We start from the raw sequence: 25,193 nt of genomic DNA on the forward strand, positions 1-25,193 counted from the left end.
CATCAGAGATGTGTATAAGAGACAGCTGCCCGAGCGCACCGGCACGAGCCCGTACTTCACGTTCACCTACACCGTGTTGATACCCGTGCTCGTCTTTCTCCCCGTCTTCATCTCCGGGTCGCTCGTGGTCGACTCGATCACCGAGGAGGTCGACGAGGGGACCTTCGAGCTGCTGCGCGTCGCGCCCGTCACGCTCGGGGAGATCGTCGACGGGAAGGCGCTGGCGGCGGTCGCGATCGCCCCCGGACAGGCGCTCCTCTGGCTCCTCCTCCTCCGCGTGAACGGGACGCCGGTCGCCAACGTCCCCTCGATCCTCGTCCTGATGACCGCGCTCACCGCCCTCGTCGTCGCGCTCGCGCTCGCGATCGCCGCGCTGGCGCCCGACCGACGCGCGGCGCAGTTCCTCTACTCGATCGGCGTGCTCGTCCTTTTCGGCGGCGCCACGGCGATGGCCGGCGGCCCCGCGAACGCGGTCGCGCGGCTCGCGATCGACAGCGCCGACGCGACGACTACCGCGCTGGTGGTCGCCTACGTCGGCATCGCCGCGGTCGCGTACGTCGGCGTCCGAACGCTCGTCGCGGAGAACGGGTTCGAGACGTGAGCGACGATCACTTATGAATGAACGAAGCGGCCGACGAGGCTGGGGAGGCGTGAGGCTGTGCGGTGCGGTCGGGGGGACTCAAAGGGGCAGTCGCCGGCGGCAACGCCGCCGGCTTCCAGAGGCGCTTCGCGCCTTCCGGCTGGGGCTTTGGAGGTCTTCACCGCAGATCTAGTAAGAGTACCTTATAAACGATCGACCAATCCGCGACGAACTACAGTTCACCTACAAAGAACGCCTCCTCCGCACAGTACGTCTCAGTCGTCGTCGGCCGCTGCGCCGTCTTCCCCACCCACGTCCGTCGCGGCGGCGTCCTCGATGCTCGGCGGGTACTTGCCCCGATCGAGCTTCAGGTCGGACTGCGGCCGTGCCATGCAGGTGAGCGCGTACTCCTCGGCCTCCTCGTCGGTGAGCCCGCGGGCCGCCGGCTGGGTCACGTCTCCCTCGACGATCTCCGCGGAGCAGGCGAGGCACATCCCGACGCGGCAGGAGTACTCCTGCGCGATCCCCTCGTCGACACAGCAGCTGAGGATCGTCTCCGTGTCGGCCACCTCGATCGTCTCGCCGGTGCCGACGAACTCGACGGTGTACTCGGTCATAGCGCGGAGTACCGGCCGACCAGTCAAAAAGGGTTCCCCTCGATCCCGTCGGCGACGCGGGGACGGAACGGGAGGATCGAGCACGGCCGGGTGGACGCGTCGTCGCACCGCCGCGAAGCCGCGTCACGGGCCGCGCGGTGTTGGGCGAACGGTACACAAACTACGGCGTCACGACCATAAATTGCCGTAGTACGGTACTCGAAAAAGGGAACAGCGGTAGGCCTCTTCCGTCGGCTCGGACAACTATAGGACGTATGAACCCGACCGCGCTGATCGGTGCTGTAGACCCGGGTTGGGCGGTAGCCCTCTCCCCAGAACTCGCGAGCCGTGCACAGTTCGGGTGGACGATTTCCGTCCACATCATCTTCGCGTCGCTCTCGATCGGCCTCGCGCCGTTTATCGTCTACTTCACGTACAAGGACGTGCGAACCGACGAGGAGCGGTTCGCGCGTCTGCGCTCGTTCTGGGTGAAGGTGTTCGCCGCCGGCTTCGTCATGGGAACGGTCACCGGAATTCCGATGAGCTTCCAGTTCGGGACGAACTTCCCGCAGTTCTCGGAGGTGGCCGGCGAGCTGATCGGCGGTCCGCTGGCCTTCGAAGCGAAGATGGCGTTCTTCCTCGAAGCGGTGTTTCTGGGCGTGTTGCTGTACGGGCGTGACCGCGTGGGCGACCGGACCTACGTGCTGTCGTCCGCGCTCGTCGGCTTCGGGGCGTGGCTGTCGGGGTTCTGGATCCTCGTCGTCAACGCCTGGATGCAGACGCCGCGGGGGTACGAGATGATCTCCCGCAACGGGATGGAGGTCGCGAGGCTCACCGACCCGATTGCCGCGTTTTTCACCCCGCGGATGACCTGGATGTACGTCCACATGGTCAACGCGTCCGTCATCTCGGTCGCCCTCCTGGTCGCCGGCGTCTCCGCGTACATCGTCTGGAAGCGGCGCGACGCGGAGGCGTGGAACACCGCGCTGAGGTTGGCGGTGGTTATCCTGCTCGTCTCCGCGCCGCTGCAGGCCGTCCACGGCGACGCGTACGCCCGGCACGTCGAGGACACCCAGCCGCAGAAGTTCGCGGCCATGGAGGGCCACTACGAGACGGGGCAAGCCGACTTACACCTGTTCGCGATTCCGACGAGCCCGGACGCGATCACCGATCCCCGCGCCGAGAACCTCTTTACCGTGAGCCTCCCGAATTTCGGGTCGTTCCTCGCCAGCGGGGGCGACTTCGACGCGGAGGTGATCGGCTTGAACGAGTACGAGGAGAACCCGCCCGTGGCGCTCGTGTTCTGGTCGTTCCGCGTGATGGTCGGGCTCGGCTTCCTGTTCATCGGGCTGGCGCTGTGGGGCGGCTACCTCGCGTTCCGCGGCCGGCTGTCTGACAGCGATCGGTATCTGAGGGCGATGATAGCGGCGTCACCGCTCGGCTACGCCGCCCTGCTGACTGGGTGGTACGTCACCGAGATCGGCCGCCAACCGTGGGTGATCCAGGGCGAACTCCGGACCTCCGAGGCGGTCTCCTCCACGCTGACCGGCACCGAGGCGACGCTGACGCTGATCGGGTTCGTCGTCGTCTACGTCGGGCTGGTGGCGACGGCCCTCTACGTCCTGAAGTGGCTGATCAGGGAGGAGCTGCGGACGCTGGGCCGGGAGCCGCCGAGCGGCGATCGCTGGTACGGTCCGCTGCCGGGGGTGAGCGACGATGACTGAGTCGGTGATCCCCGTCGACGCGTATCTCGTCGCGTCGCTACCGGAGATCTGGTTCGGCGTCGTCATGTTCGCGCTGGGGATGTACCTCGTCCTCGACGGGTTCGACTTCGGAATCGGCCTACTGTACGCGACTCGGAACACCGAACACGAGCGGGAGACGCTCCTTTCTGCGTTCGGTCCGGTGTGGGACGCCAACGAGGTGTGGCTGGTCGCCTTCGGAACGATGCTGCTGGCGGCGTTCCCGCGGGTGTACTCGCGGCTGCTGGCGGACCACTACCTGCTCGCGATCGGATTCGTGCTCGCGCTGCTGTTCCGCGGGCTCGGCCCGGAACTGCGCGAACAACGCAGCGACGAGCGGTGGAAACGGTACTGCGACTACTCGTTCATCGGCGGCAGCTTCTCCGCGCCGCTGCTGTTCGGGACGCTCGCCGGTCGGTGGGTGTTCGACGCGGCGACGCTGTCGCTCCCGGCGCTGCTCACCGGCGTCGGCTTGGTCGCGGTCTCGGTCGTCACGGGGGCCGCGTTCCTCGCCGCCAAGGGCGACCCGGCGCTGGCGTCGGACCTGCGACCGTACGGGATCGGCGCCACGCTCGCCTACCTCGGCGGCGTCGTCGCCCTGCTAACGACCGTGGTACTGACCGACGCGGGCGGCGCCGCCGACACCGTCCGTTCGCTGCCCGCGGTCGCGGTGGTGGGCTCGTCGGTGATTGCAGGGGTTGGCGGGATCACGCTCGCCAGACGCGGCGCGTACCGCGCGTGGCTGGCGAGCGCGCTGGCGCTTCCGGCGCTGTTAACAACGCTCATCGCGCTCCTGCTGTACCCGACGGTGTACCCGCCCACCGGGCTGACGCTCAGAGCGGCGGTCGTTTCGCCGCTGGCGCTGAACCTCGTGACGGTCCTCGGACTCCCCGTGCTGCTCCTGGTACTCGGGTACTTCACGTACCTGTATCGCGTGTTCAGCGGTCCGATTGACGTGGAGGGGTACGGAAGCTGAACGCCGAATCGCCGGGTCCACCGCGAGTTCGCCTTCGGTTCTCGTGAAATATAGTGTACACTATTAACAATAGTGTATGTAGATAAAGCGATGCTATTCTAGAGCGAAATACCGTTCTTACGCCGTTATAAACAACCAATCGGTTCTAAAGTGCTTCAACAGTAGCACTTATGTGCCGCCTACCACAACGTAGTATTGATATATCAATGCAAGATAATTCGGTAGAGAAGAACGGATCGCTCACCAGCGTCCAGTGGTTGGCCGTTTCGCTGGTCGTCGTCACCGGCGTCCTCCACGTGTACGCCGGCTTCGTCGAGGGGCGGATCCCCGTTGCGCTCGCGGGCTTCGGCTACGCCGGCGCGCTCGTGTTGTTCTTCGTCGGCTACCGACGGCGACTGCTGTACCTGATCGGGGTGCCGTACACGGCCGTCCAGATCCCGATCTGGCTCGTGGCGAAGTCGGAGTACGGCGTCGTCGATTACGTCGACAAGGCGACTCAAGTCGTCTTGATCCTGGTGTTGGGGTACCTCTACCTGAACGCGCGGTCCGCACCGGTCGACGCCTCGGCGACGGCGGCGGACTGACCGGGGCGACACCGACGTCGCGCTCCCGGTCTCCGCCGTGCCTCCCCGTCCCGTGCATCGCAACGACTAATCCCCCGCCGAACGCTTCCCGAGGTATGACCGAGAAGGCCACCGCGCGAGCCCACCCGATCCAGGGGCTCGTCAAGTACCACGGGATGCGCGACGAGCAGCTCCGGCTCCCGTACCACGACAGCATCAGCCTCTGCACCGCCCCGACCGCGACGACGACGACCGTCGAGTGGCAGCCCGACGCGAGCGAGGACACCTACGTCATCGGCGGCGAGGACGTGGACGGCCGCGCGGCCGAGCGCATCGACATGGTCGTCGACCACGTCCGCGAGCTGGCCGGCGTCGACGCCGCCGTCCGGCTGGAGAGCGAGAACTCCTTCCCGTCGAACATCGGCTTCGGCTCCTCGTCGTCCGGGTTCGCGGCCGCCGCGCTCGCGCTCACCGAGGCGGCCGGGCTCGATCTGTCCCTCCCCGAGGTCTCCACCGTCGCCCGCCGCGGCTCCTCCTCCGCGGCCCGCTCGGTGACGGGGGCGTACTCGCGGCTCGACGCCGGGCTCAACGACGAGGACTGCCGCTCGTACCGGCTCGACGTGGGCGTGAGCGAGGACGGCTTCGACCCGGAGGAGGACCTCCGCATCGTCGCCGCGCACGTCCCCGCTTATAAAGAGACGGAGGAGGCGCACCGCGAGGCCGCCGCGAGCCACATGATGCAGGCGCGGACCGCTCACGTGCAGGACCAGCTCGTCGAGATGACCGACGCGCTCCGCGCGGGCGACTTCGATCGGATCTTCGAGACCGCCGAGCACGACTCGCTGTCGCTGACGGCCACCACGATGACCGGCCCCGCGGGCTGGGTGTACTGGCAGCCCGAGACGATCGAGGTGTTCAACGCGGTCCGCGAACTGCGCGAGGCGGGCGTCCCCGTCTACTTCTCGACGGACACCGGCGCCTCGGTGTACGTGAACACGCTGGCCGACCACGTCGACGAGGTCGAGAGCCGTATCGCCGAGATCGGCATTGACACCGACGTCTGGGAGGTCGGCGGTCCGGCGCGCGTCCTCGACGAGAGCGAGGCGCTCTTTTAAGTAGAAACCGCGGTGCGGCGGCGCGTGCCGGTGAGCGTCGCATCGCGGCGCGAACAGCAAGGGACCGAAGGTCCCTCTGGCAGCCGGACGTAGTCCGGCGACCGCACGCGCGAGGGACGCCGCGAACGCCCGCAGGGCGTGAGCGGCGAGGCTGGGGAGGCGTGAGGTGCGGTGCTGTGCGGGGCGGGACTCAAAGGGGCAGCCGCGAGGGCGAAGCACGCCGCAGTAAGCACCGCAGCGAAGGAGCGACAGCGACTGAGCGAGACGCGCAACAAGGCGCGCGAGCCGTCGCGGCTGGGGCTTTGGAGGTGGTCGTTGTCGCAGCGACGGCGTACATCGTCATCCGAACGACAACACGACTCTCAACTTTCATTTATCCGTCCGGGTCTTCGCCACGCGCCCGCTTGTACATCGCTAACGCCTCCTCGCGCCGCTTCGAGTGGTCGACGATCGGCGCGGGGTACTCCGGCGCTGCGTTCGCGCGCTGGGTCGGCGACAGCTCGTGCCACTCGTGGATCAGGTCGGCGTCGAGCCCCCGGAGCTCGGGGACGTACTCCGTGATGTACTCGGCGTCGGGGTCGTACCGCTCGCCCTGCGTCATCGGGTTGAAGATCCGGAAGTAGGGCTGCGCGTCGGTCCCCGTCGAAGCCGCCCACTGCCAGCCGCCGTTGTCGTTGGCGGTGTCGTGGTCGGCGAGCTTCTCGCGGAAGTGGTCGTAGCCGTGGCGCCAGTCCGCGAGCAGGTCCTTCGTGAGGAAGGAGGCGACGATCATCCGCACGCGGTTGTGCATGAACGCCTCCGCGCGGAGCTGGCGCATCCCGGCGTCGACGATCGGGTACCCCGTCTCGCCGCGCTTCCACGCCGCGATCTCGTCGGGGTCGTCGCGCCACACGATCCCCTCCTCGTACTCCTTGTAGTCGTCCGTCACGACCTCCGGATTGTGGTACAAGACCTGCGTGTAGAACTCCCGCCACGCGAGCTGCTGCTGGTACTCCTCGACAGCGGCGACGGGACCCTCGTCGTCGCCGTCGCCGCCGCCGTCCCCCGCCTCGCCGCCCTCCCCGGTCCGCTCCTCCGCCGCGGCCATCGCGCGCTCGGTGGCCTCGTACACCTCGCGCACCCCGATCTCGCCGTATTTCAGGAAGGCCGACATCCTGGAGGTCGCCCCGCGGGCCGGGTAGTCGCGCTCCGCGTCGTACGAGAACACCGCCTCCGAGAGGAACGCGTCGAGCCGCTCGCGAGCCGCCTCGGTGCCGGCCGGCCCAGCGTCCGCGTCCGGCTCCGCAAAGCCAAGGTCCGCGGGCGCGGGCAGGTCGCCGACGGCGATGCCGCTGGCCTCGACGCCGCCGTCAGCCAGCGGTCCGTCGGCGCCACCGACTGCCGCCGTCAACGCCTCCGCGTCGACGAGGTCGCCCGCCTCGGGCGTCGGTGCCGGCTCGTCTGTCTCGCGGTCGGTCCACTTCCTCCAGTAGTAGGTGTACACCGAGTACGGATCCCCCGCGTTCGTCCGGATCGAGTCCGGAGTGTGCAACACCGCGTCGTGGTGCGCCTCACGGTCGACGCCGGCCCCGTTGAGCGCCGTCCGGACCGCGGCGTCGCGCTCGCGAGCGAGCCCGGAGTAGTCACGGTTCCAGACCACGCGCTCGGCGTCGAGGGCGGCGGCCAGTTCGGGGAGGACGACCTCGGGGTCGCCGCGGGCAACGAGGAGGTCGCTCCCGCGGTCGCGGTACTCGGCCCGCAGCGCCGCGAGCCCGTCGAGCAGTCGGCGGACTCGCACGTCGCTCGCGTGGTCGAGCACGTCCGGGTCGAAGACGAACGCGGCGGCGACCTCGTCGCGGTCGGCGGCGGCGGCCAGCCCGACGTTGTCGGCCAGTCTGAGGTCCCGTCGGTGCCAGAACAGTTCCATGGTATCGCCACGGGTGCGACCAACGTGAAACCACCGGCGGCTTTCGCCTCACGCCTTCTGACTCCCCCGCCTCACAGCTCCGGGCGACCCGGAACGCTCACACGGTCGAGGAGGAAGTAGCCGATAACGAGCGCGAGGACCAGCACGGCGATCGCGAGCGCCGCGAAAAGCGTCTCTTGCCCCGTGCCGTAATCCTCCAGTCTGAAGCTGATCGCGCGTCGGGCGATAGCGATGATCGACGCGCTGACGACGATCCGGAGCACGGGCTCGCCCTTGGCGTACGCCAGCAGGGTCCGGTGGACCTCGACGATGATCAGGAGGAGGAGCACGCTGTCGAGGAGCCCGACCACTTCGTTCGGGTCCGTGAAATTGCCGGCAATGAGAAGCAGGTACAGGGATAAGAACAGGTCGAACACGCCGATGAGGAAGAGTATGAGAAGGAAGTACGCGGCGCCGAGCACCAGCCACTCCATCGTCACCGCGGCCGGCTTCGTCGCGTCGTCGAGGTCGAACGCCATGCGGTCACCTCGGCCGGCGGAGGCAAGTCGCTTGTGCCTACCGTCCCTCGGACAGCGCCTCAAGCAGGTGGACCGCCGGAGCCTTCGCGAGCGGCTCGTTGGCGTTGCCGCAGTGGGGTGACTGGACGCAGGCGGGACAGCCGCCCTCGCAGTCGCAGGTGTCGATCAGGCGGGCCGTGCGGGCCATCAGCTCCTCGATCCGCTCGTGGCCCCGCCGCGTGAGCCCGACGCCGCCGGGGTGGCCGTCGTACACGAACACCGCGGGCGCGTCGGTGTGCGGGTGATACGGCGTCGAGATCCCGCCCACGTCGGCGCGGTCACAGAGCAGGTGGAAGGGGAACAGCGAGATGATGCCGTGTTCGGCCGCGTGGATCCCGCCGTTGAAAGCGTGTTCGCCGCCCGAAAGGCTCTCTCCGCCGTCGAACGCGGGCGCTCCGTCGTCCGCTCCCGCCGTGTCGCCGCCGGTTCCGTCGCGGCCCCCGAGTGCCCGCATCTCGGACTCGACGTCTCCCGGGACCGGGAAGTACAGCGCCTTCGTCCGCAGCGTCGTCTCGGGGAGGTCGAGCGTCGACTCGCCGAGCGAATCGCCGGTCTTGGCGTCCTTCCGGACGAACCCCGTAATCCGCTCCGTCACCGTCACGTCCGCGAACCGGACCGGCACGTCCGGGCGGGCCGACAGCTCGCGCTCGCCGAGGTCGGCGTTCACGACGATGTCCTTCTCGGTGAGCGGCTGCGTGTAGTAGTCGGCCCACGATGACCGCAGCTCGGCCACGTCGCGGTCGATATCGAGGGTCGCGACCTCGTAGGTCCGGCCCTGCTGGTGGTAGATCGCGCCGGGATGCGCGTCTCGGAGCGCGTCGCCGAAGCCGAGCGAGGCGATCGTCTCGTTCCGGGACGAGTCGATCAGGTCGACCTCGCGGTCGCCGGCGGTCCGCAGGCTCACCGACTGCTGCGGACTCGACGAGCCGGCGTGAGTCCACCGGGTCCCGTCGGCGACCTCCCGCCGACGCAGGGTCCCCTCGTCGGTCAGGTCCGCGACGACACCGGGGAACGGCTCGCCGAAGAACCGTTCGTCGGCGGGCGAGAGCCAGCTCTCGTCGGCCGCGCAGGCGACGTGGCCCGGGAGTAGCTGAGCGTTCTCGGGGTCGCAGATCGCGTCCTCCGGCGGCGCCTCGAAGAAGTCGGTCGGGTTGCGCATCAGGTACTGGTCGAGCTGGTCCTCGCCGCCGACCATCACCACGAGCGCGGGGTCGTCGCCGCGGCCCGCCCGCCCCGCGCGCTGGTACGCCGACATGCGCGTGCCTGGGTAGCCGTCGAGGATGACGGCGTCGAGCCCGCCCACGTCGACGCCGAGTTCGAGGGCGCTCGTCGACCAGACGCCCCGGAGGTCGCCGGCGTGGAGGTCGGCCTCGATCTCGCGGCGTCGGTCGTCGTTCAGCGCGGCCTGGTACGCGCCCACCCTCCCCGCGAGGTCGCGCTCGCCCCGCTCCCGGAGGTCGCTCGCGCTGTCGGTCGCGTACTGCTCCGCGGTCTGTCTGGCCCGCGTGAACGCCAGCGTCTGGGCGCCCGCGGTGACGAGGTCGACGAAGAGCCGCTTGCTCTCCGCGTGGCTCGACTTGCGGCGGCCGCTGCCGCGCTCCCGCCAGTCGTCGTCGTACTCCGGCGGGTTCCACAGCACCCAGTCGCGCGGCCCTCGGCCCGAGGCGTCCTCGTCGACCAAGGCGATCCCCTCCGGGTCGCGGCCGGTCACGGTGGCGACGTGTTCGACGGGGTTGTTGATCGTCGCCGAACAGCAGACGAACTGCGGGCTCGACCCGAACCGCTCGCAGGTCCGGGCGAGCCGGCGCAGCGTCATGGCGACCTGCGAGCCGAACACGCCGCGGTAGCTGTGGACCTCGTCGATCACGACGTACTCCAGCGACGAGAAGAACCACTCCCAGAGGCGCCCCGCGTACGGCAACAGCGCGTAGTGGAGCATGTCCGGGTTCGACAACAACACGGTCGGCTGCCGGTCGCGCACGTCGCGCTTCTCCGACCGCGAGAGCCGCCCCGTGTACGAGTCGACGGCGACGCCGCTGCCGAAGCCGAGGCCGTGAGCGAGGTCGCTCAGGCCCTCCTCCTGGTCCGCGATCAGCGCGTTCTGGGGGCCGACGTAGAGGGTCCGCCCCCCGTGGTCCATCGCGGCCTCGAAGGCGGGCACGGTGTACGCCAGCGACTTCCCGCTCGCGGTCTCGGTCGCGAGCACGACATCGTCGCCGTCGCGGACCGCAGCGATCGCCTCGGCCTGGTGGCGGTAGAGCCGGTCGATCCCGTCCTTCGCGAGCGCGTCGGCCATCCGGGGCGCGAGGTCGACGTCGCGATACGACGGCGCGCGGGCCGGCAGGCGGCGGTGCTCCGCGATCTGTCCCTCGTAGAACGGTCGGTCCCGCAGCCACTCGATGGCGTCCTCCACGGCTACGGTATCGTGGGGTCGGTCGGGCCTAATCGTTGCGGTCGGGGCGCCGCCGGAGGGTGAGCCACCGGGGGCGAGCCCCGTCCGACCGAACGCGACCCGACAACCGGTTTCCGTCGAGGCCCCGTTTCGGGCGACCGTCGGTCTGAAACAGCCACCCGTCGACGCGTGGACCCTCGTGCGTGTGGATCCCGATCGATGACGGGAGTGAGTGTTGCAGATCGATTGTGGTGATTCAGTATTTAAATGGCACTGAGCGATAGCGACGATCGCTTATAAATGACCGGTCAACCAGATTGAGAGACGTACTCCCGCTATCGATCACGGCCCGAAACCTTCGCCAGCGCTGACTCCCCTTAGTCGCCGGCGCCGGCGACCCGCGCCCCGTCGAACTCCGGTGGAGTCGGCTCCCGCGAGATCGGCTCGGCCGACCCCTCGCGGACGACCGGCGGCCAGCGGACCTCGGTCGCGATGGGGTCGTCGAGGTCGAGCGTCATCCGGAGGTCGCCCCTGCGGTCGGCGAGCTCGAAGCCGACCGTTCGGTAGACGCTCCGGGCGACCCGGTTCCCGCTCTCGACGTGGAGTTCGAGGCCCTCGCGCCCGCCGGCGGCGGCGTCGGCGATGACGTGTCGGCAGAGCTCCGTCCCCACGCCGCGGCCCTGCATGTCGGGGTGGACGAACACCGCGAGCTCGGGGCGGGCCGCGTCGGTCGGCGTGTACATGGCGTGACCGAACAGCTCGCCGTCGCGCTCGGCGACGACGTTGCTCCCCTCCTCGAGCATCGACTCGAGCCAGTCGGCCCGGCGGCTCCGGGTCACCGGCGGGAGCCCCTGCGCGCGGTCCGCCGTTCCGAAGCACTCGTACATCTCCGCGAGGGCCCCGGCGTCCTCGCGGACCGCGGGGCGGATCGTCCACCGGCCCCCCTCCTTGTCCACGAAGCGCGGACAGCGCGGCGGACAGTGGACCGTTCCTTCGCACTCGCTGCCGTCCCAACCGTCGCAGGCGGCGGTGGCGTCGTGGCTCATAGGTGACCGTCGGTCGCCCAGCGGGTTATATCGTGATAGCTGGTCCCACGGCGTGGGAACGGGCGGCGGGACCGTGACGGGGCGTTCGAGCCGACCGTCACTCCCGAATCAGCACGATCCCGTCGCGGAACACCGAGTGGTTCGGCACCACGTGCTCCTCGCCGTCGGCCTCGATGCGGGTGACGAACAGGTCGACCTCCTGGACGATGCCGCGCTCGCCGGCGACGCGCACCTCGTCGCCGATCCCGTACGGCTGCCGGAGCAGGAGGAAGACGCCGGCGGCCGCGCTGGCGACGAGGTCCTTCGTCGCCAGCGCGGCGAACAGCACGACCGCGAGCGCGAACGCCCCCAACAGCACGACCAGCGCCAGCGTCTGCACGCCGACCTGTCCGAGCGCGACGAGGGCGGCGACGTACACGACGCTGTACTTCACGAGCGGCGGCAACACGCCGAGCTCGGGGAGCTTGATCCCGCGGAGCCGCTCGGTGACCAGCAACTCCGCCTTGTCGCCGACGACGACCCCGACGATGAGGACGACGACGGCGACGAACAGCCGCGGGAGGAACGCGGCGACCCCGGACCAGAAGCGTTCGAGGTAGTTCACGTCCGCGACGGTCATGGCGACGATAACGGCGACGGCGAGGATGAAGTAGCTCGACAGCTTCGCCAAGATCCGTACCGTCGAGGTGTCGAACTCGCGGGCGGTCCGCTCGAAGGCCGTCCCTTCGATCACGTCCGGCACGCCCGCGCGGGTCAGCAGCCGGCGGTTGATCACGCCGACGACGTACGCCGCCACCAGCCCGAACAGCAGCACGAACAGCGCGAGCCAGAACCGGTCGGGGACCGACGTGACGAACTCGGAGAGGGATGTCTGAACCGCGGACATCGGGATCAGTACTCCTCCGGATCGATCTCCAAGACGAGTTCTCCCGCCTTAAACGCCCGCACGAGCCCGTCCGACTCGGAGAGGACGATCGCGGTCGCGTTCGTGTCGCGGGTGATCGCCCCGCCCGCCATGTGCCGGGCGCCGAGCCCCTTCGGGATGTCGACGCCCTCCGCCCCGGGTTCGAGGTAGCGGTACGCCGAGACGATCTTCCCCGAGTCGGAGACGACGAAGGCGCCGTCGAGCCGCGAGAACTCCTTCAACATCACGTTGACGATGGGGTCGCCGACGTGGACGTGCGACTTCTCGAAGGGGTTGTACGACAGCGGACGGGACTTGTTCATCACCTTGCCCGCGTCGCCGACGACGAACAGCGCGCCAACCGGCTTCCCCTTCTGCCCCTTCTGCCCGAGCTCGATCGCGACCTCGAACACGTCGCGGATCACGCTCGGCTCCGCCCGGGAGTTGACGAACAGGTCGTAGATGCCGGTGTGGACCGTCTGGTCGACGGTCACCCGGATCACCGCGTCAGACCCGCCGTCGAACACGGACGCGATGCAGACCACCTCGTCGCCCTCGGAGACGAGGTCGGCGTCCATCGCGCCCTCGATCCCGAACCGGATCCGGTCTTTCACGTTGTCGAACGGGAGGGGAAGCTCGACGAACACCTCGGCGTCGACGTCGTTGTCCGGCGCGACGACGACGATCTCCGTGTCGCCGTCCTCGAACCGATCGTGGAACGAGCTGGTCGGGGAGAACAGCAACACGGCGTCGGCGTCCTCGACGAGATCGGACAGGTGGTCGGTGAGCGAGGCCATTGGTCCACGGTCTCTCGGACGACGTATAGTCGTTGCGTCGGCGTCGCGCGCGCGTCTGACACGTTCTCCGCGAGCGAAACGACTGCGGTCCCGCGTTCGACGGGGCGGCGCCGCGCGACTTTTATCTGCCAGCCGACTACTCGGACGCATATGGCGACCCGCGAGGCCCTCTGGGACTACCGCGACGAGTTCGGCGACGCCTTCGGGCGCACCTACTTCCGCCGGTTCGGCCCGGGCGTCGTCTCCAGCGTCGGGATCGGCACCTATCTCGGCGAACCCACTCCCGCCGTCGACGACGCCTCCCGCGAGGCGATCGCCCTCGCGCTCCGCTCGGGCGTGAACCACGTCGACACGGCCGTCAACTACCGGTGCGGGCGCGCCGAGCGCGTCGTGGGCGAGGCGGTCCGCGAGTCCTCGATCGACCGCGACGCGGTCGTCGTGGCGACGAAGGGCGGCTTCCTCCCGTTCGACGGCGAGCGTCCCGAGGACCCCGCCGCGTTCGTCCGCGAGCGCTTCGTCGAGCCCGGGATCGTCGCGCCCGACGACCTCGCGAGCGGGGCGCACGCGATCGCGCCCGACTACATAGAGTGGTCGCTCGACCGCTCGCTGGACCGGCTCGGCCTCGACGCCGTCGACTGCTTCTACGTCCACAACCCGGAGACGCAGCTGGCGACGCGCTCCCGCGAGGCGGTGTACGACCAGTTGGAGGCCGCCTTCGAACGCCTCGAGCGCCGGCGCGCGGCGGGCGACGTGGGGGCCTACGGCGTCGCGACGTGGGACGCGTTCCGCGTCGCCGAGGGCGACGAGCGCTACCTCTCGCTCGCGGAGGTCCTCGCGCGGGCCCAGGCCGCCGGCGAGGCGGTCGGTCCCGGCGACGACCACGGGTTCGAGGCGATCCAGCTCCCGTTCAACGTCGCGATGGCCGACGCGTTCACTCGGGCGAACCAGCGCTTGCCGGGGGGCGACGCCGACGCGGACCCGGTCTCCGCGCTGGAACTCGCCCACGAGGCCGGGCTCTCCGTGGTGACGAGCGCGAGCATCGGGCAGGGCGACCTCGCCGTCGAGGGCGCGATTCCGGCCGACGTCGACGCGACGCTCGCGGGGGAGACCGCGGCCCAGCGCGCGCTCAACTTCGCGCGGAGCGCGCCCGGCGTCACCTCCTCGCTCGTCGGCACGAGCGACCTCGGCCATCTCCGCGAGAACGTCGCCGCCGGGACGTTCGATCCCCTGGGCGCGTCCGCGTTCGACGCGGTGTTCGAGTAGAGCGACGAACCGGAGAGGAAAAGCGAAAGCGGCGGAGCAGCGAGGACCCGTGGACGGTCGATCTCGACGACGGTGCGGCGGGAGCCGAGCGACGCTCAGCGCAGCTCTTTAAACGTGGCCTCGCACTCCGGACAGACGCGGACGGAGAACACCTCGTCCGGGTCGTTCTGCTTTTTTAGGACCTTCTCGCAGTCGGCGCAGTTCAGCCGCTCGTAGGTGTCCTTGAACAGGTCGCCGTCGCGAAGTCCCTTCCGCGTCGATTTCATACTCCGGGGTTGAACGCGTGACGGTATAAAAACCCCGTACGACGCCGGTCGGACGCCGGTGGTCGGGCGTCCACGGTCGGCCGCCGACGGGGACGCCGGTGGTCGGACGCCGACGGAGACGCCCCGCGGGTCGACCGCGTCGCTTTCGCAACCCTTGTCTCCCGCCGTCGAGTACGTCGCCCGTGTCACGGAGTCGGCTGTTCGGATCGCTGTGTGCGATCGTCTTCCTCGTCAACTTCGCGCGGGTCGTGTTCGCACCCCTCGTGGGGGAGTTCATCGTCGAGTTCGCGATCGGCGAGGGGACGGCAGGGCTCATCGTCACGCTCGCGTGGCTCGGCTCGGCGGCCCCGCGACTTCCGGCGGGCTGGGCGCTGACGCGCTTCTCCCGGCAGTTCGTGGTCCTCGTCTCCGGAGCGATGCTGACGGTCGGCGCGCTCGGCGTCGCGCTGGCGCCCGGCGTCCCGACGCTGATGACCGCCGCGTTCGCGATCGGCCTGGCATCCGGCGTCTACTTCGTCGCCGCCAACCCGTTCATCGCGGAGCTGTTCCCGACCCGCGTCGGGCGCGTGATGGGCGTCCACGGGATGGCGAGCCAGCTCGCCGCCGTCGCCGCCGCGCCGGTCGTCACGGTCGCGCTCTGGTACGACTGGCGGCTCGCCTTCTACGGGCTCGCGCTGGCCGCGGCCGCCTCCACCGCCGTCTTCGTCGCCCTCGCCCGCCGGACGGACCTCCCGGACGCCGGCGCGGGCGACACGGACTTCGTCGCCGGCGCGCTCTCGGAGTGGGAGCTAATCTTCGCCGGCGTCGTGCTGATGGGCCTCACGAGCTTCGTCTGGCAGGGGCTGTTCAACTTCTACGAGCTGTACATGATCGACAAAGGGATCCCCGAAGGGACGGCTCGGAACCTGCTGACGGTGATCTTCGCCGCGGGCGTTCCCGCCTTCCTCGTCTCCGGCGACCTCGCCGACCGCCTCCCCCACGTGCCGTACCTGCTCGGAATCGTGTCCGTGTTCATCGTCGGCGTCGTCCTCGTGGTGGTCTCCTCCGGCCTGATCGCGGTCGTCGCCGCCAGCATCGTCGTCGGGTTCGCCATCCACATGCTGTTCCCCGCGGGCGACACCTACCTGCTCGCGTCGCTGCCGGACGAGTCGCGGGCGTCTGCGTACGCCGTCTTCTCGGCTGGAATGATGACGACGCAGGCGGCCGGCTCGTGGGTCGTCGGCGAGGCGATCGAGGCCGGCGCCAGCTACGACGCGGTGTTCCTCTCGCTTTCGGGGGGGCTCGCGCTCGTCGTCGTCACGTACGCCGCGCTGGAGTCGGCTGGGCGCGTTCCCGGCGGCGCGGCGGGCGCGGAGGGCGCGGCCTGACCGAGTCCCGTTCGCGAGTCGACCGGCACGAGAGTACGGGTATCGCACCTGTTTAGGGCCTCGCGCCCGTGAAACGAACAAATGGAGTACGTCCAAGAGCGCGTGACCACCCTGCACGCGTTGACCGACCACCAACCGGACGCCCCGACCGGTCGGGCCGCGGTCGTCGTGCCGATGACGGAGCGCGAGTACGGGACGCTCGCGGCCGACCGGGTCCTGACGGCGCTGGAGACGGTCGACCCCGCCCGCGTCGTCGTGCCCCTCCGCGCCTCCGCCGAGCGCGTCGGTCCCTTCGCCGACTGGCTCGACGGGTTCGACGTGGAGGTGGAGACCCTGTGGTGCGGCGGACCGCGGCTCACCGACCTGCTCGCCGACCGCGGACTCGACGGGGGGCGCGGGAAGGGCCGAGACGTGTGGCTGGGCCTCGGACGCGCCTTGGAGGAGGAGTTCGTCGTCGTCCACGACGCCGACACGAAGACGTACACGCCCGAGTTCGTCAGCCGGCTGCTGTTCCCGCTCGCGCACGGCCACGACTTCTCGAAGGGGTACTACGCCCGCGTCGAGGACGGCTCGCTGTACGGCCGACTGTTCCGGCTGTTCTTCCGGCCGCTGGTCCGCGCGCTCGCGGACGCCACCGAACGCCGCGAGCCCGGAATCGTAGAGTACCTCGACGCGTTCCGCTACGCGCTCGCCGGCGAGTTCGCGGCGACGACCGACCTCGTCTCGCGGCTCCGGGTCCAGCGGGGCTGGGGCCTGGAAGTCGGGACGCTCGGCGAGGCGTTCGCGCACGCCGGCTTCGCGGGCAGCGCGCAGGTCGACCTCGGTCGCTACGAGCACGACCACCGCTCCGTCGACGGCCCGACCGGGCTCGCCGACATGAGCCGGGCGGTCGGCGAAGCGACCCTGCGCGCGGTCGAGGACGGCGACGTCGCGGTCGAGTACGACGCGCTCGCCGACCGCTACCGCGAGGCGGCCGACGGGTTGATCCGCGGCTACGAGACCGACGCCGCGTTCAACGGCCTCGACTACGACCGCGCGGCCGAGCGCGAGCAGGTCGCGACGTACGCCGACGCCCTCGGCGAGCCGGAGGCGGACACCCGCCTGCCGGCGTGGCGCGACGCGCCGGTCACGCCTGCGGAAGTCGCCGACGCGGCGCGGGCGGACCTCGCGGCGGCGCGGGAGGAGCGCTCGGGGAGTCCGAGCCGGAAATCGCCCGAGACCGACCGGCGGCGCCCCGCGGACCCGAACGCCGACGCCGAGCCGGGGGAGGACTGAGCAATGGGCGACGGAGCCAGCGGGCCCGGAGACGGCGCAGCCAGCGTCGCCGCCCGCGACGACCTCGCCGGGGTCGTCGACCTGTTCGAGTGGCTCACCCGCGCCGAGCTGTCGCGGGCGCTCTCGGAGCTCGCTTATAAGCAGCGCGCCGAGGCCGACGACGAGGCCATCGCCGCCGCCATCGACGTCGCGGTCGCGGAGTACGCGCTCGTCCCGGCGCCGCCCGCGGCGCTCTCGGAGGCGGGAACGGGGAGCGCGCCGGAAGCGGAGAGCGCGCCGGAAGCGGTGGCGGAGCCCGCGGACGGAGCCGACGCCGACGCGGTCGCGCTCGCCGTCGGCCCCGCCGCGTTTCCCTCGCTGCCGGCGGACGCAGAGGACCTCCCGCACATCCTCGACGTGCCCGAGCGCGACGTGGACCGGGAGACGCTCTCGGAGGCGGTGCGAGAGCGGCTCTCCCGAGACGCGGTCGCCGCGATCGGGGCGGGCGACGCGGAGCGGCTGGAAGTGCTCGCCGACGTGACCTACGACATCGAGGCGTGGGCGCCGGTCGACGCCGGGGACATACGCGAGCGGATCGTGGACGAGTTAGACGGCTGACCCCGCGACGCCCCGTCGGTGCCGAACCGCCTCGCCGGCGGCCGCCATGCCCCGTCGGTGCCGAACCGCCTCGCCGGCGGCCGCCACGCCCGGGGCATATCTTTAATGGCGCAGCGAGTGTCATTGACGTTGATTATGAAGAAGCTGATCAACGACCCGGACGACGTCGTGGACGAGATGCTGGACGGGATGACCGCGGCGTACCCGGACCGGCTCCGACGGCTCCCCGACACGCAGGTGGTGGTGCGCGACGACGCGCCGGTAGACGGGAAAGTCGCGCTCGTGACGGGCGGCGGGAGCGGCCACGAGCCGACCCACGCCGGCTACATCGGGGACGGAATGTTAGACGGCGCGGCCGCGGGCGACGTGTTCTCCTCGCCGACCGCCGACGAGTTCGAGGCGCTCATCGGCGCCTGCGACGCGGGCGACGGCGTGCTCGCGATCATCAAGAACTACGAGGGCGACGTGATGAACTTCGAGACCGCCATCGAGCTCGCCGAGATGGAGGGCGTCGAGGTCGAGAGCGTCGTGGTCAACGACGACGTGGCCGTGGAGGACTCGCTGTACACCTCCGGACGCCGCGGCGTCTGCGGCACGATCCTCGTCCACAAGGCCGCGGGCGCGAAGGCCGCGCAGGGCGCCGACCTCTCGGAGGTGAAGCGCGTCGCGGAGAAGGTCATCGACAACGTGGGGACGATGGGCACCGCGCTCACCTCCTGCGTCACCCCCGAGAAGGGCGAGCCGACGTTCGACCTGGGCGACGACGAGATCGAACTGGGGATCGGGATCCACGGCGAGCCGGGCACCGAGCGCACGGAGCTGATGAGCGCCGACGAGATCACCGACGCGCTGACGGAGACGGTCCTCGACGACCTCGACCTCGACCCCGGACAGGAGGTGCTCACGGTCGTCAACGGGATGGGCGGGACGCCGCAGATGGAGCTGTTCGTCGTCAACCGTCGGCTCCAGGAGCTGCTCGGCGAGCACGACCTGGAGACGTGGGACGCGTGGGTCGGCGACTACATGACCTCGCTCGACATGATGGGCGCGTCGATCACCGTCTGCGCCGTCGACGACGAGCTGAAGGAGCTGCTCGGCGCGCCGGCCGACACCCCGGCGCTGACGACGACATGACGGACGACGGCGCCGCCGTCGTCGCGGCCGTCGAGGCGGTCGCCGAGCGCATCGAGGACGAGCGGTCCTACCTCACCGAGCTCGACTCCGCCATCGGCGACGCGGACCACGGCGGGAACATGGCCCGCGGGTGGGCCGCCGCCGCCGACGCCGCCCGCGACCTCGACGAACCCGACGCGCAGACCGTCTGCAAGACGGTCGGGAAGACGCTCATGGCCGAGGTCGGCGGGGCCTCCGGTCCGCTGTTCGGCGGCTCGCTCGTGTTCGCGAGCGCGGAGCTCGACGGCGGGGTCACGCCCGAGAGCGCGGTCGCGTTCGCGGAGACCTACCTGGAGAAGGTCGAGGACCGCGGCGACGCCCGCGTGGGCGACCAGACGGTGGTCGACGCGCTCACCCCGGCGGTCCACACGTTCAAGAAGTCGATCGAGACCGACGACCGCCCGCCGCTCGAAGCGCTCGCGAAGGCGGTCGACGCGGCCGAGCGCGGCGTCGCGTTCACGGTCCCGATCCGTGCGAAGAAGGGCCGGGCCTCCTACCTCGGCTGGCGCTCGGTGGGCCACCAGGACCCCGGCGCGACGAGCGTGCTGTACATCCTCGAGGAGCTGCTCGCGGTCGCCGCCGACCGACTGGACGCCGAGATCCCCGACGTCGACGCGACCTCGCCGACGATCCCTGACGAGGGCGAAGAGGCGGCGGACGCGACCGCGCCCGACCCGGAGGACGACTGATGGTCGGGCTCGTCGTCGTCTCGCACAGCGAGCGAGCCGCCGAGGGGATCGTCGAGGTCGCCGCGGAGATGGCCGGCGACACCCGGCTCGAGCCCGTCGGCGGCGACGGCCAGGGCGGGATCGGCACGGTCCCGGACGCGATCGGTGACGCCATCGACGCCGCGGACGACGGCGACGGGGTCGTCGTCCTCGTCGACCTCGGGAGCGCGGTGATGAACGCCGACGTGGCGGTCGAGCTGAGCGACGCCGAGGCCGTCATCGCCGACGCGCCCGTGCTGGAGGGCGCGGTCAACGCGGCCGTCGCCGCGACCGACCCGTCCGCCACGCTGGACTCGGTCCGCGAACAGGCCGAGGCGGCGCGGGGCATGGAGAAGCTCTGAGGCGGCGAGGAGCTATCCGTCCAGCAGCTCCCGCACCTTGGCGCGGGTCTCGCACGCGAGCGCCTCCTCGGCGAGGTCGCGCGCGGCCGCCGAGTCGATCTCGCGGACCCGATTTTTCACCGCCGGCACGGTCACCGCGCTCATGCTGAGCTCGTCGAGCCCGAGCCCGACCAGCAGCTCCGTGAGCGCCGGGTCGCCGGCCATCTCGCCGCACATCCCCACCCACGCGTCGGTCCCCGCGGCGGCGGACGCGGTGCGATCGATGGCGCGCAACACCGCCGGGTGAAGCGGGTCGTGGTACGCGGCGACGCCGTCGTTCTCGCGGTCGGCCGCCATCACGTACTGCGTCAGGTCGTTCGTCCCGACGCTCAGGAAGTCGAGCCGGTCCGCGAGCCGGTCGGCGAGGAATGCCGCGGCCGGCGTCTCGACCATCGCGCCAAGCTCGGGGACCGCGTGGTCGACGCCCTCCGCGGCGAGCTCGGCGGCGACCGACTCGACCGCTTCCGCCGCCGCGTCGACCTCCTCGAGCCGGGAGACGAGCGGGAACATCACGGCGAGCCCCTCGCCGCCCTCGCTCGCGGCCGCGCGCAGCAGCGCCCGCAGCTGCGTCTCGAACAGGTCGCGGTGCTCGTCGAGCGAGAGCCGGATTCCCCGCCGGCCGAGAAACGGGTTCGACTCGTCCGGGAGATCGAGGTACGACACCTGTTTGTCGCCACCGATATCGAGCGTTCGGACCACGACCCGGTCCTCCGGGAACGCCGACAGCGCGGCCGTCACGGCCTCGTACTGCTCCTCCTCGGACGGCGGCGCCTCGCGGTCGTAGAAGAGGAACTCCGTCCGGAACAGCCCGATCCCGTCGGCGCCGCGCTCGGCCGCGGGGGCGATCTCCGCCTCGCTCCCGACGTTCGCGGCCACCTCGATCGGTCGGCCGTCGGCGGTCGCGACGCGCTCGGTCACCGGGGGCGCCGCGTCGGTCGCCGCGGCCGCCCGGCTCTCCGCGTCGGGGTCGACGACGACCCGCCCGTCGGTCCCGTCGACGAGGAGGTCGGCGCCCTCCTCGACCTCGCGGAGCGGCTCGCCGACCCCGACGACCGCCGGGATCGACAGCGACCGCGCGATGATCGCGGCGTGGGCGGTCCGCCCGCCCGCGACGGTCGCGATCCCGGCGACCGCATCCGGGTCCAGCTCCGCGGTGTCGCTCGGGGTGAGCCGCTCGGCCAGCAGCACGGTCCCCGCCGGGAGGTCGCCGAGGTCGGCGAGCGCGGCGCCGTCGTCGGCTTCTGCGTCTGTTCCGATATTTAAAAGTGCCCGAAGCAGCCGGTCCCGCACGTCCCGCAGGTCGTCGGCGCGCTCGGCCATCTGACCGTCGAGCGCCTCGAACTGGTCGATCGCGGCCGCGAACCGGTCGTGCACGGCGTGCTCGGCGGGTGTCCCGTCCTCGATGGCCGCCTTGATGTCATCGACGAGCTCCGGGTCGTCGAGGAACTGCTCGTGGGCCTCGAACACCGCCGCCTCCTCCTCGCCGACGCGCTCGGCCGCCCGGTCGCGGGCGTCCCGGATCGCCTCGCGGGCCGCGTCGCGGGCGTCGGCGAACCGCGCCAGCTCCGCGACGGCGTCGACGGCGGACGGGTCGGGGCGGTCGGGGAGCGTCAGGCCGGCCTCGGGTCGGTACCAGCGCGCCGTTCCGACGCCCGACAGCGGCGTGCTCCCGACGCCGGTGAGGGTCCTCACGTCGGGTCACCGCCGTCTTCTTCGACGGCGCTCGTCAGCAGGTCGCAGACCGCGTCGAGCGCGCCGGCCGCCTCCGCACCCTCGGCGACGACGCGGACCGACTCGCCGTGGCCGACGTTCAGCCCGCTCACCGAGAGCATGCTGTCGGCGCGGACGAGCCCCTCGTCGCCGTCGTCCGCGCGACCGATCGACACGTCGGCGTCGAACCGGTTCGCCGTCTGCACCAGCTTCGAGGCCGGCCGCGCGTGCAGGCCCGCCTCCGGCACCACCGACACGGTACGTTCCATGGGGTCGGTTAGGAGCGGCGTCGGCTTATAAGTGTGTTCGGCGAAGCGGCCGCGCTCACTCGACGACGGCGACGATCTCGCCCTCGATCATCCGCGCGAGGACGACGCGCGGCACGGCCGCGCGCTCGTGGACGACCCGAGCGATCTCCCGCCCGGCCGCCTCGTCGTCGGCGTCGTCGACGGCGTTCACCAGCGGAATCGGGGTCGCTCCGTCCGGGATCCCTTTTAACCCACCCCGCTCGTGTGCGAGGACGCGACCGACCAGCTCCGGGGTGATCGGGTCGCCGACCGCCGCGTCCGCGATCGACGCCACGCGCTCCGGTCGGTGGACCGTCTCGGCCGTGAGCGGTTCGCCGACCGCGCCGGCGCTCGCCACCGGAACCACGCGGTCCGCGCTCGCCGGGACCTGCGGCTCGCGCTCGTTCGGGGCCTTCAGACGGCGCGTCCTCGCCCCGTCGGCCTTCACGAGGACCGGGCCGTCGTGTGCGGCTCCGATCTCGTCGACGACCGCGGGGTCGTACCCGCGGTACCGGTCGTCGCGCTCGCGCTCCGGGACCAGCCCGAGCGGGAACGCGTCCTCGGCCCCTCGGTTCGCCGGCTCCGCGAGCGCGGCGATCGGGTCCTCGGCGACGCGCACCGCGGCGACCTCCCGGTCGAAGATCGGGATCCGGACCGTCGCGGTGAGCACGGCCCGGTCGAGCCGGTCGGCGAGCGCGTACAGGGTGGTCTTCTTCCCGCCGGCGCCGACGAGGCAGGTCATCCCCGCGCCGGCGTCGAGGGCGTCGACGACGTCGGTCATGTGCGTTCGTAGGAACGCCCGCCGGCGAAAAGCCGTCGGTGGGAGACCCCCTTCGCGACCGCCGGAAGCGCACTCGCGGCGGCGTGTGGTTTAATCCCGTTCGCCCGCGAGGTCGCTCACAGTGACCGTCCCCGACCGGATGCTCCGCGTCGACCTCTCCGCGGAGCGCGCGCGCAGCGAGCCGGTCCCCGAGCGGTGGCTCGCGCGCTACGTGGGGGGGAAGGGGCTCGGCGCGCGGTACCTCTACGAGATGGAGCCGGGCGTCGACCCGGCGTCGCCGGCGAACAGGCTCGCGTTCCTCGTCGGTCCGCTGACCGGGTACCTCCCGGGCGAGCCGCGCTACGCGGCGGTGACGAAGTCTCCGCTCACGGGGACGTTCCTCGACTCCTACGGCGGCGGGTCGTTCGCGGCCCGGCTCGCCGGCTCGCTCGGTGACCACCTCGGGGTCGTGATCGAGGGCGCGGCCGACGAGCCGGTCGTTCTCTCGCTCGGGGGCGGTGAGGCCACGATCGAGCCCGCGGGCGATCTCCGGGGACTCGACGCGGCCGAGACCGACGCGCGGTTCCCGGACGCCGCCGTCGCCTGCGTCGGTCCGGCGGGCGAGGCGGGGGTCCGGTACGCGACCATCGCCTCCGACGGCGGCGACCACCACGCGGGCCGGGGCGGCGCGGGCGCCGTGATGGGCGCGAAGGGGCTCAAGGCGGTCGTCGCTCGCGACCCCCCGCCGGAGGCCCCCGACGCGCTCCGGGCGCTCCGCGACCGGTCCGAGGCGGCGTTCGCCGACAGCGACGCCGGGCGGTGGCTCGCGGCGGGCGACACCCTGGAAACGGTCTCTTTCGGCGACGAGACCGGCGTCCTCCCGACCCGCGGCTGGCAGGCCCGCCGCTTCGACGGCGCCGACGCCCTGGGGGTCGACTCCGCGAGCGAGCGCGCGACCGGGCGCGAGCGCTCCGACGACTCGGTCCCGGGTGGGTTTCGGGTGCCGGCGGACGACGGGGAGAGCTCGGACGGCGACGCTGACGCCCACGACGCCCCCGACGCGACCGTCCCGCGCGGCGGCACCCCGATCGCGCTCGGCGCTGGGCTCGGGATCGACGACTTCGACGCGGTCGCGGCCCTCGGCGGCGTCTGCGACCGACTCGGGATCGACGTGATCTCCGCCGGCAACGCGGTCGCCTGGGCGGTCCGCGCGACCGACGCGGGGCTGGTCGACCCCGCCAACCACGGCGTCGACCGCGGGCTCTCGTTCGGTGACGAGGCCGCGGCGCGGGCGCTCATCGAGGAGATCGCGGCGCGCTCGACCCCCCTCGGCGACGCGCTCGCGGACGGGGTGGCGGCCGCCGCGGAGCGCTTCGGCGGGACCGACCTCGTGCCGACCGTGAAGGGGATGGAGCTCGCCTCCTACGACCCGCGCGGCGCGGCGACGATGGCGCTGGCGTTCGCGACTGGCGACCGAGGCGGTTGCCACCGGCGCGCCCGGCCCGTCGAGACCGAGGCGGTGGCCGATCCCGGGTGGACGCCCGCCGAGCGCGCCGCCGTCGTCGCCGACGAACAGGACCGGCGGGCGGCGCTGTGGTGTCTCGTCGGCGACGACTTCCTCGCCGAGAGCTTCGGGCCGGCGGCCGCCGCCGAGTGGCTCGCCGCGCTCGGCGACGAGCGCGACCCGGCGAACCTCCGGCTCCTCGGTGAGCGCGTGTGGACGCTCACGCGCCTGTTCAACCTCCGAGAGGGGTTCGACCGCGGCGACGACGGGCTCCCGGTGGCGCTGACGCGCGGGACCGAGGGGGGAGACGAGGCGGCGGGCGGAGACGGCCTCGACCCCGCCGCCTTCGAGGAGCTCCTCGACCGGTACTACGCGTACCGCGGCTGGGACCGCGAGGGGCGGCCGACGGCCGAACTGCTCGACCGACTCGGACTCGGGGGCCTCCCCGACGCGGCGACGCCGGTCGGGTCGGCGGAAACGGTTCCGGACTCCGGTGCCGCTGACGGCGACGGCGACTGAACGACGAAAAACGGACGCTGAGTAACCGACCCCACCCTACTTCGCTCGGCCTTGCGGCCTCGCTCGTTGAGGGTGGGGCTTTGATGTGGTTTTCGCCCTCAGTTGGCGCGACGGGGCGTCTTGTGCGCCCCGCCTACCGGACGCCCTTCGGGGTCGACAAACCCACCATTCAGGGCCGGGCTACTGCGGC

At 71.2% G+C, this 25,193-nt stretch carries 24 protein-coding genes; 13 read left to right on the forward strand and 11 right to left on the reverse strand.

Features of this window, described 5'->3' with window-relative positions:
* Positions 1 to 601, forward strand: a 601-nt coding sequence (locus C468_RS15125) for an ABC transporter permease (protein WP_008849777.1), incomplete at its 5' end; no start/stop codon positions are given.
* Positions 602 to 855: 254 nt separating this feature from the next.
* Here C468_RS15125 and C468_RS15130 read toward each other — a convergent pair.
* Positions 856 to 1,197: a 2Fe-2S iron-sulfur cluster-binding protein gene (locus C468_RS15130; RefSeq protein WP_008849778.1), complete on the reverse strand. Its 342-nt coding sequence runs from the start codon at positions 1,195 to 1,197 to the stop codon at positions 856 to 858.
* Positions 1,198 to 1,451: 254 nt separating this feature from the next.
* On the opposite strand from C468_RS15130, the gene C468_RS15135 reads away from it, so the two are divergent.
* The 4 genes from C468_RS15135 (at position 1,452) to mvaD (ending at position 5,572) form a co-directional block, all read left to right on the forward strand.
* Positions 1,452 to 2,900: a cytochrome ubiquinol oxidase subunit I gene (locus C468_RS15135; RefSeq protein WP_008849779.1), complete on the forward strand. Its 1,449-nt coding sequence runs from the start codon at positions 1,452 to 1,454 to the stop codon at positions 2,898 to 2,900.
* Positions 2,893 to 3,894 carry a cytochrome d ubiquinol oxidase subunit II gene (locus C468_RS15140; protein ID WP_008849780.1) on the forward strand — a complete coding sequence of 334 codons (1,002 nt, stop codon included), beginning with the start codon at positions 2,893 to 2,895 and terminating at the stop codon, positions 3,892 to 3,894. The genes C468_RS15135 and C468_RS15140 overlap by 8 nt, the downstream gene beginning before the upstream one ends.
* 206 nt (positions 3,895 to 4,100) lie before the next feature.
* Entirely contained in the window at positions 4,101 to 4,478 is a 378-nt protein-coding gene (locus C468_RS15145; RefSeq protein ID WP_008849781.1) for a DUF7475 family protein, read from the forward strand.
* Between the two features lie 95 nt (positions 4,479 to 4,573).
* Complete coding sequence (gene mvaD, locus C468_RS15150; RefSeq protein ID WP_008849782.1) at positions 4,574 to 5,572, forward strand: phosphomevalonate decarboxylase MvaD; 999 nt, start codon at positions 4,574 to 4,576, stop codon at positions 5,570 to 5,572.
* Positions 5,573 to 5,945: 373 nt separating this feature from the next.
* Here the strand turns inward: mvaD and C468_RS15155 are convergent, their stop codons facing one another.
* The 6 genes from C468_RS15155 to dacZ all read right to left on the reverse strand — a co-directional run bounded on the left by C468_RS15155 (position 5,946) and on the right by dacZ (position 13,174).
* Positions 5,946 to 7,478 (reverse strand): cryptochrome/photolyase family protein, encoded by a 1,533-nt coding sequence (locus C468_RS15155; RefSeq protein ID WP_008849783.1) that lies wholly within the window; start codon positions 7,476 to 7,478, stop codon positions 5,946 to 5,948.
* 71 nt (positions 7,479 to 7,549) lie between these two features.
* On the reverse strand, positions 7,550 to 7,996 hold the full coding sequence (locus C468_RS15160) for a phosphate-starvation-inducible PsiE family protein (RefSeq protein WP_008849784.1): 447 nt from the start codon (positions 7,994 to 7,996) through the stop codon (positions 7,550 to 7,552).
* Positions 7,997 to 8,033: 37 nt separating this feature from the next.
* Positions 8,034 to 10,448: a DEAD/DEAH box helicase gene (locus C468_RS15165; protein ID WP_008849785.1), complete on the reverse strand. Its 2,415-nt coding sequence runs from the start codon at positions 10,446 to 10,448 to the stop codon at positions 8,034 to 8,036.
* Between the two features lie 356 nt (positions 10,449 to 10,804).
* Positions 10,805 to 11,473, reverse strand: a complete 669-nt coding sequence (locus tag C468_RS15170) for a GNAT family N-acetyltransferase (RefSeq protein ID WP_008849786.1) — start codon at positions 11,471 to 11,473, stop codon at positions 10,805 to 10,807.
* Positions 11,474 to 11,570: 97 nt separating this feature from the next.
* Positions 11,571 to 12,359 (reverse strand): mechanosensitive ion channel family protein, encoded by a 789-nt coding sequence (locus C468_RS15175; protein WP_008849787.1) that lies wholly within the window; start codon positions 12,357 to 12,359, stop codon positions 11,571 to 11,573.
* Between the two features lie 5 nt (positions 12,360 to 12,364).
* The gene (gene dacZ / locus C468_RS15180) at positions 12,365 to 13,174 is read right to left on the reverse strand and encodes a diadenylate cyclase DacZ (RefSeq protein ID WP_008849788.1); all 810 of its coding nucleotides are present in this window, start codon (positions 13,172 to 13,174) and stop codon (positions 12,365 to 12,367) included.
* A 150-nt stretch (positions 13,175 to 13,324) separates the two neighbouring features.
* Here dacZ and C468_RS15185 point away from each other — a divergent pair, with 150 nt between their 5' ends.
* Entirely contained in the window at positions 13,325 to 14,437 is a 1,113-nt protein-coding gene (locus tag C468_RS15185; RefSeq protein WP_008849789.1) for an aldo/keto reductase, read from the forward strand.
* 95 nt (positions 14,438 to 14,532) lie between these two features.
* On the opposite strand, the gene C468_RS18740 is transcribed toward C468_RS15185, so the two are convergent.
* A complete protein-coding gene (locus tag C468_RS18740) occupies positions 14,533 to 14,703 on the reverse strand; it encodes an HVO_0758 family zinc finger protein (protein ID WP_008849790.1) in 171 nt (56 codons plus the stop codon).
* 182 nt (positions 14,704 to 14,885) lie between these two features.
* Here C468_RS18740 and C468_RS15190 point away from each other — a divergent pair, with 182 nt between their 5' ends.
* From C468_RS15190 to dhaM, 6 genes are all read left to right on the forward strand, one after another.
* Positions 14,886 to 16,070 carry an MFS transporter gene (locus C468_RS15190; RefSeq protein ID WP_008849791.1) on the forward strand — a complete coding sequence of 395 codons (1,185 nt, stop codon included), beginning with the start codon at positions 14,886 to 14,888 and terminating at the stop codon, positions 16,068 to 16,070.
* An 81-nt stretch (positions 16,071 to 16,151) separates the two neighbouring features.
* Positions 16,152 to 17,345, forward strand: a complete 1,194-nt coding sequence (locus tag C468_RS15195; protein ID WP_008849792.1) for a glycosyltransferase-like protein — start codon at positions 16,152 to 16,154, stop codon at positions 17,343 to 17,345.
* Between the two features lie 3 nt (positions 17,346 to 17,348).
* Positions 17,349 to 17,942, forward strand: a complete 594-nt coding sequence (locus C468_RS15200; RefSeq protein ID WP_008849793.1) for a DUF7109 family protein — start codon at positions 17,349 to 17,351, stop codon at positions 17,940 to 17,942.
* A 135-nt stretch (positions 17,943 to 18,077) separates the two neighbouring features.
* Positions 18,078 to 19,076 (forward strand): dihydroxyacetone kinase subunit DhaK, encoded by a 999-nt coding sequence (gene dhaK, locus C468_RS15205; protein WP_008849794.1) that lies wholly within the window; start codon positions 18,078 to 18,080, stop codon positions 19,074 to 19,076.
* Positions 19,073 to 19,804: a dihydroxyacetone kinase subunit DhaL gene (dhaL, locus tag C468_RS15210; RefSeq protein ID WP_008849795.1), complete on the forward strand. Its 732-nt coding sequence runs from the start codon at positions 19,073 to 19,075 to the stop codon at positions 19,802 to 19,804. Before dhaK ends, dhaL begins: the two co-directional genes overlap by 4 nt.
* Positions 19,804 to 20,184: a dihydroxyacetone kinase phosphoryl donor subunit DhaM gene (gene dhaM, locus C468_RS15215; protein WP_008849796.1), complete on the forward strand. Its 381-nt coding sequence runs from the start codon at positions 19,804 to 19,806 to the stop codon at positions 20,182 to 20,184. Before dhaL ends, dhaM begins: the two co-directional genes overlap by 1 nt.
* Before the next feature lie 12 nt (positions 20,185 to 20,196).
* Here the strand turns inward: dhaM and ptsP are convergent, their stop codons facing one another.
* From ptsP to yqeC, 3 genes are read right to left on the reverse strand one after another with little or no spacing between them, the layout of a single operon-like run.
* On the reverse strand, positions 20,197 to 21,915 hold the full coding sequence (gene ptsP, locus C468_RS15220) for a phosphoenolpyruvate--protein phosphotransferase (RefSeq protein ID WP_008849797.1): 1,719 nt from the start codon (positions 21,913 to 21,915) through the stop codon (positions 20,197 to 20,199).
* Positions 21,912 to 22,202 carry an HPr family phosphocarrier protein gene (locus tag C468_RS15225; RefSeq protein WP_008849798.1) on the reverse strand — a complete coding sequence of 97 codons (291 nt, stop codon included), beginning with the start codon at positions 22,200 to 22,202 and terminating at the stop codon, positions 21,912 to 21,914. Before C468_RS15225 ends, ptsP begins: the two co-directional genes overlap by 4 nt.
* A gap of 55 nt (positions 22,203 to 22,257) precedes the next feature.
* Positions 22,258 to 23,001, reverse strand: coding sequence for a selenium cofactor biosynthesis protein YqeC (yqeC, locus tag C468_RS15230; RefSeq protein WP_008849799.1), 744 nt, complete (start codon positions 22,999 to 23,001; stop codon positions 22,258 to 22,260).
* Positions 23,002 to 23,122: 121 nt separating this feature from the next.
* On the opposite strand from yqeC, the gene C468_RS15235 reads away from it, so the two are divergent.
* Positions 23,123 to 25,003: an aldehyde ferredoxin oxidoreductase family protein gene (locus tag C468_RS15235; RefSeq protein ID WP_008849800.1), complete on the forward strand. Its 1,881-nt coding sequence runs from the start codon at positions 23,123 to 23,125 to the stop codon at positions 25,001 to 25,003.
* Positions 25,004 to 25,193 lie beyond the last annotated feature (190 nt).

The organism is Halorubrum kocurii JCM 14978, from assembly GCF_000337355.1.
Lineage (GTDB): Archaea > Halobacteriota > Halobacteria > Halobacteriales > Haloferacaceae > Halorubrum > Halorubrum kocurii.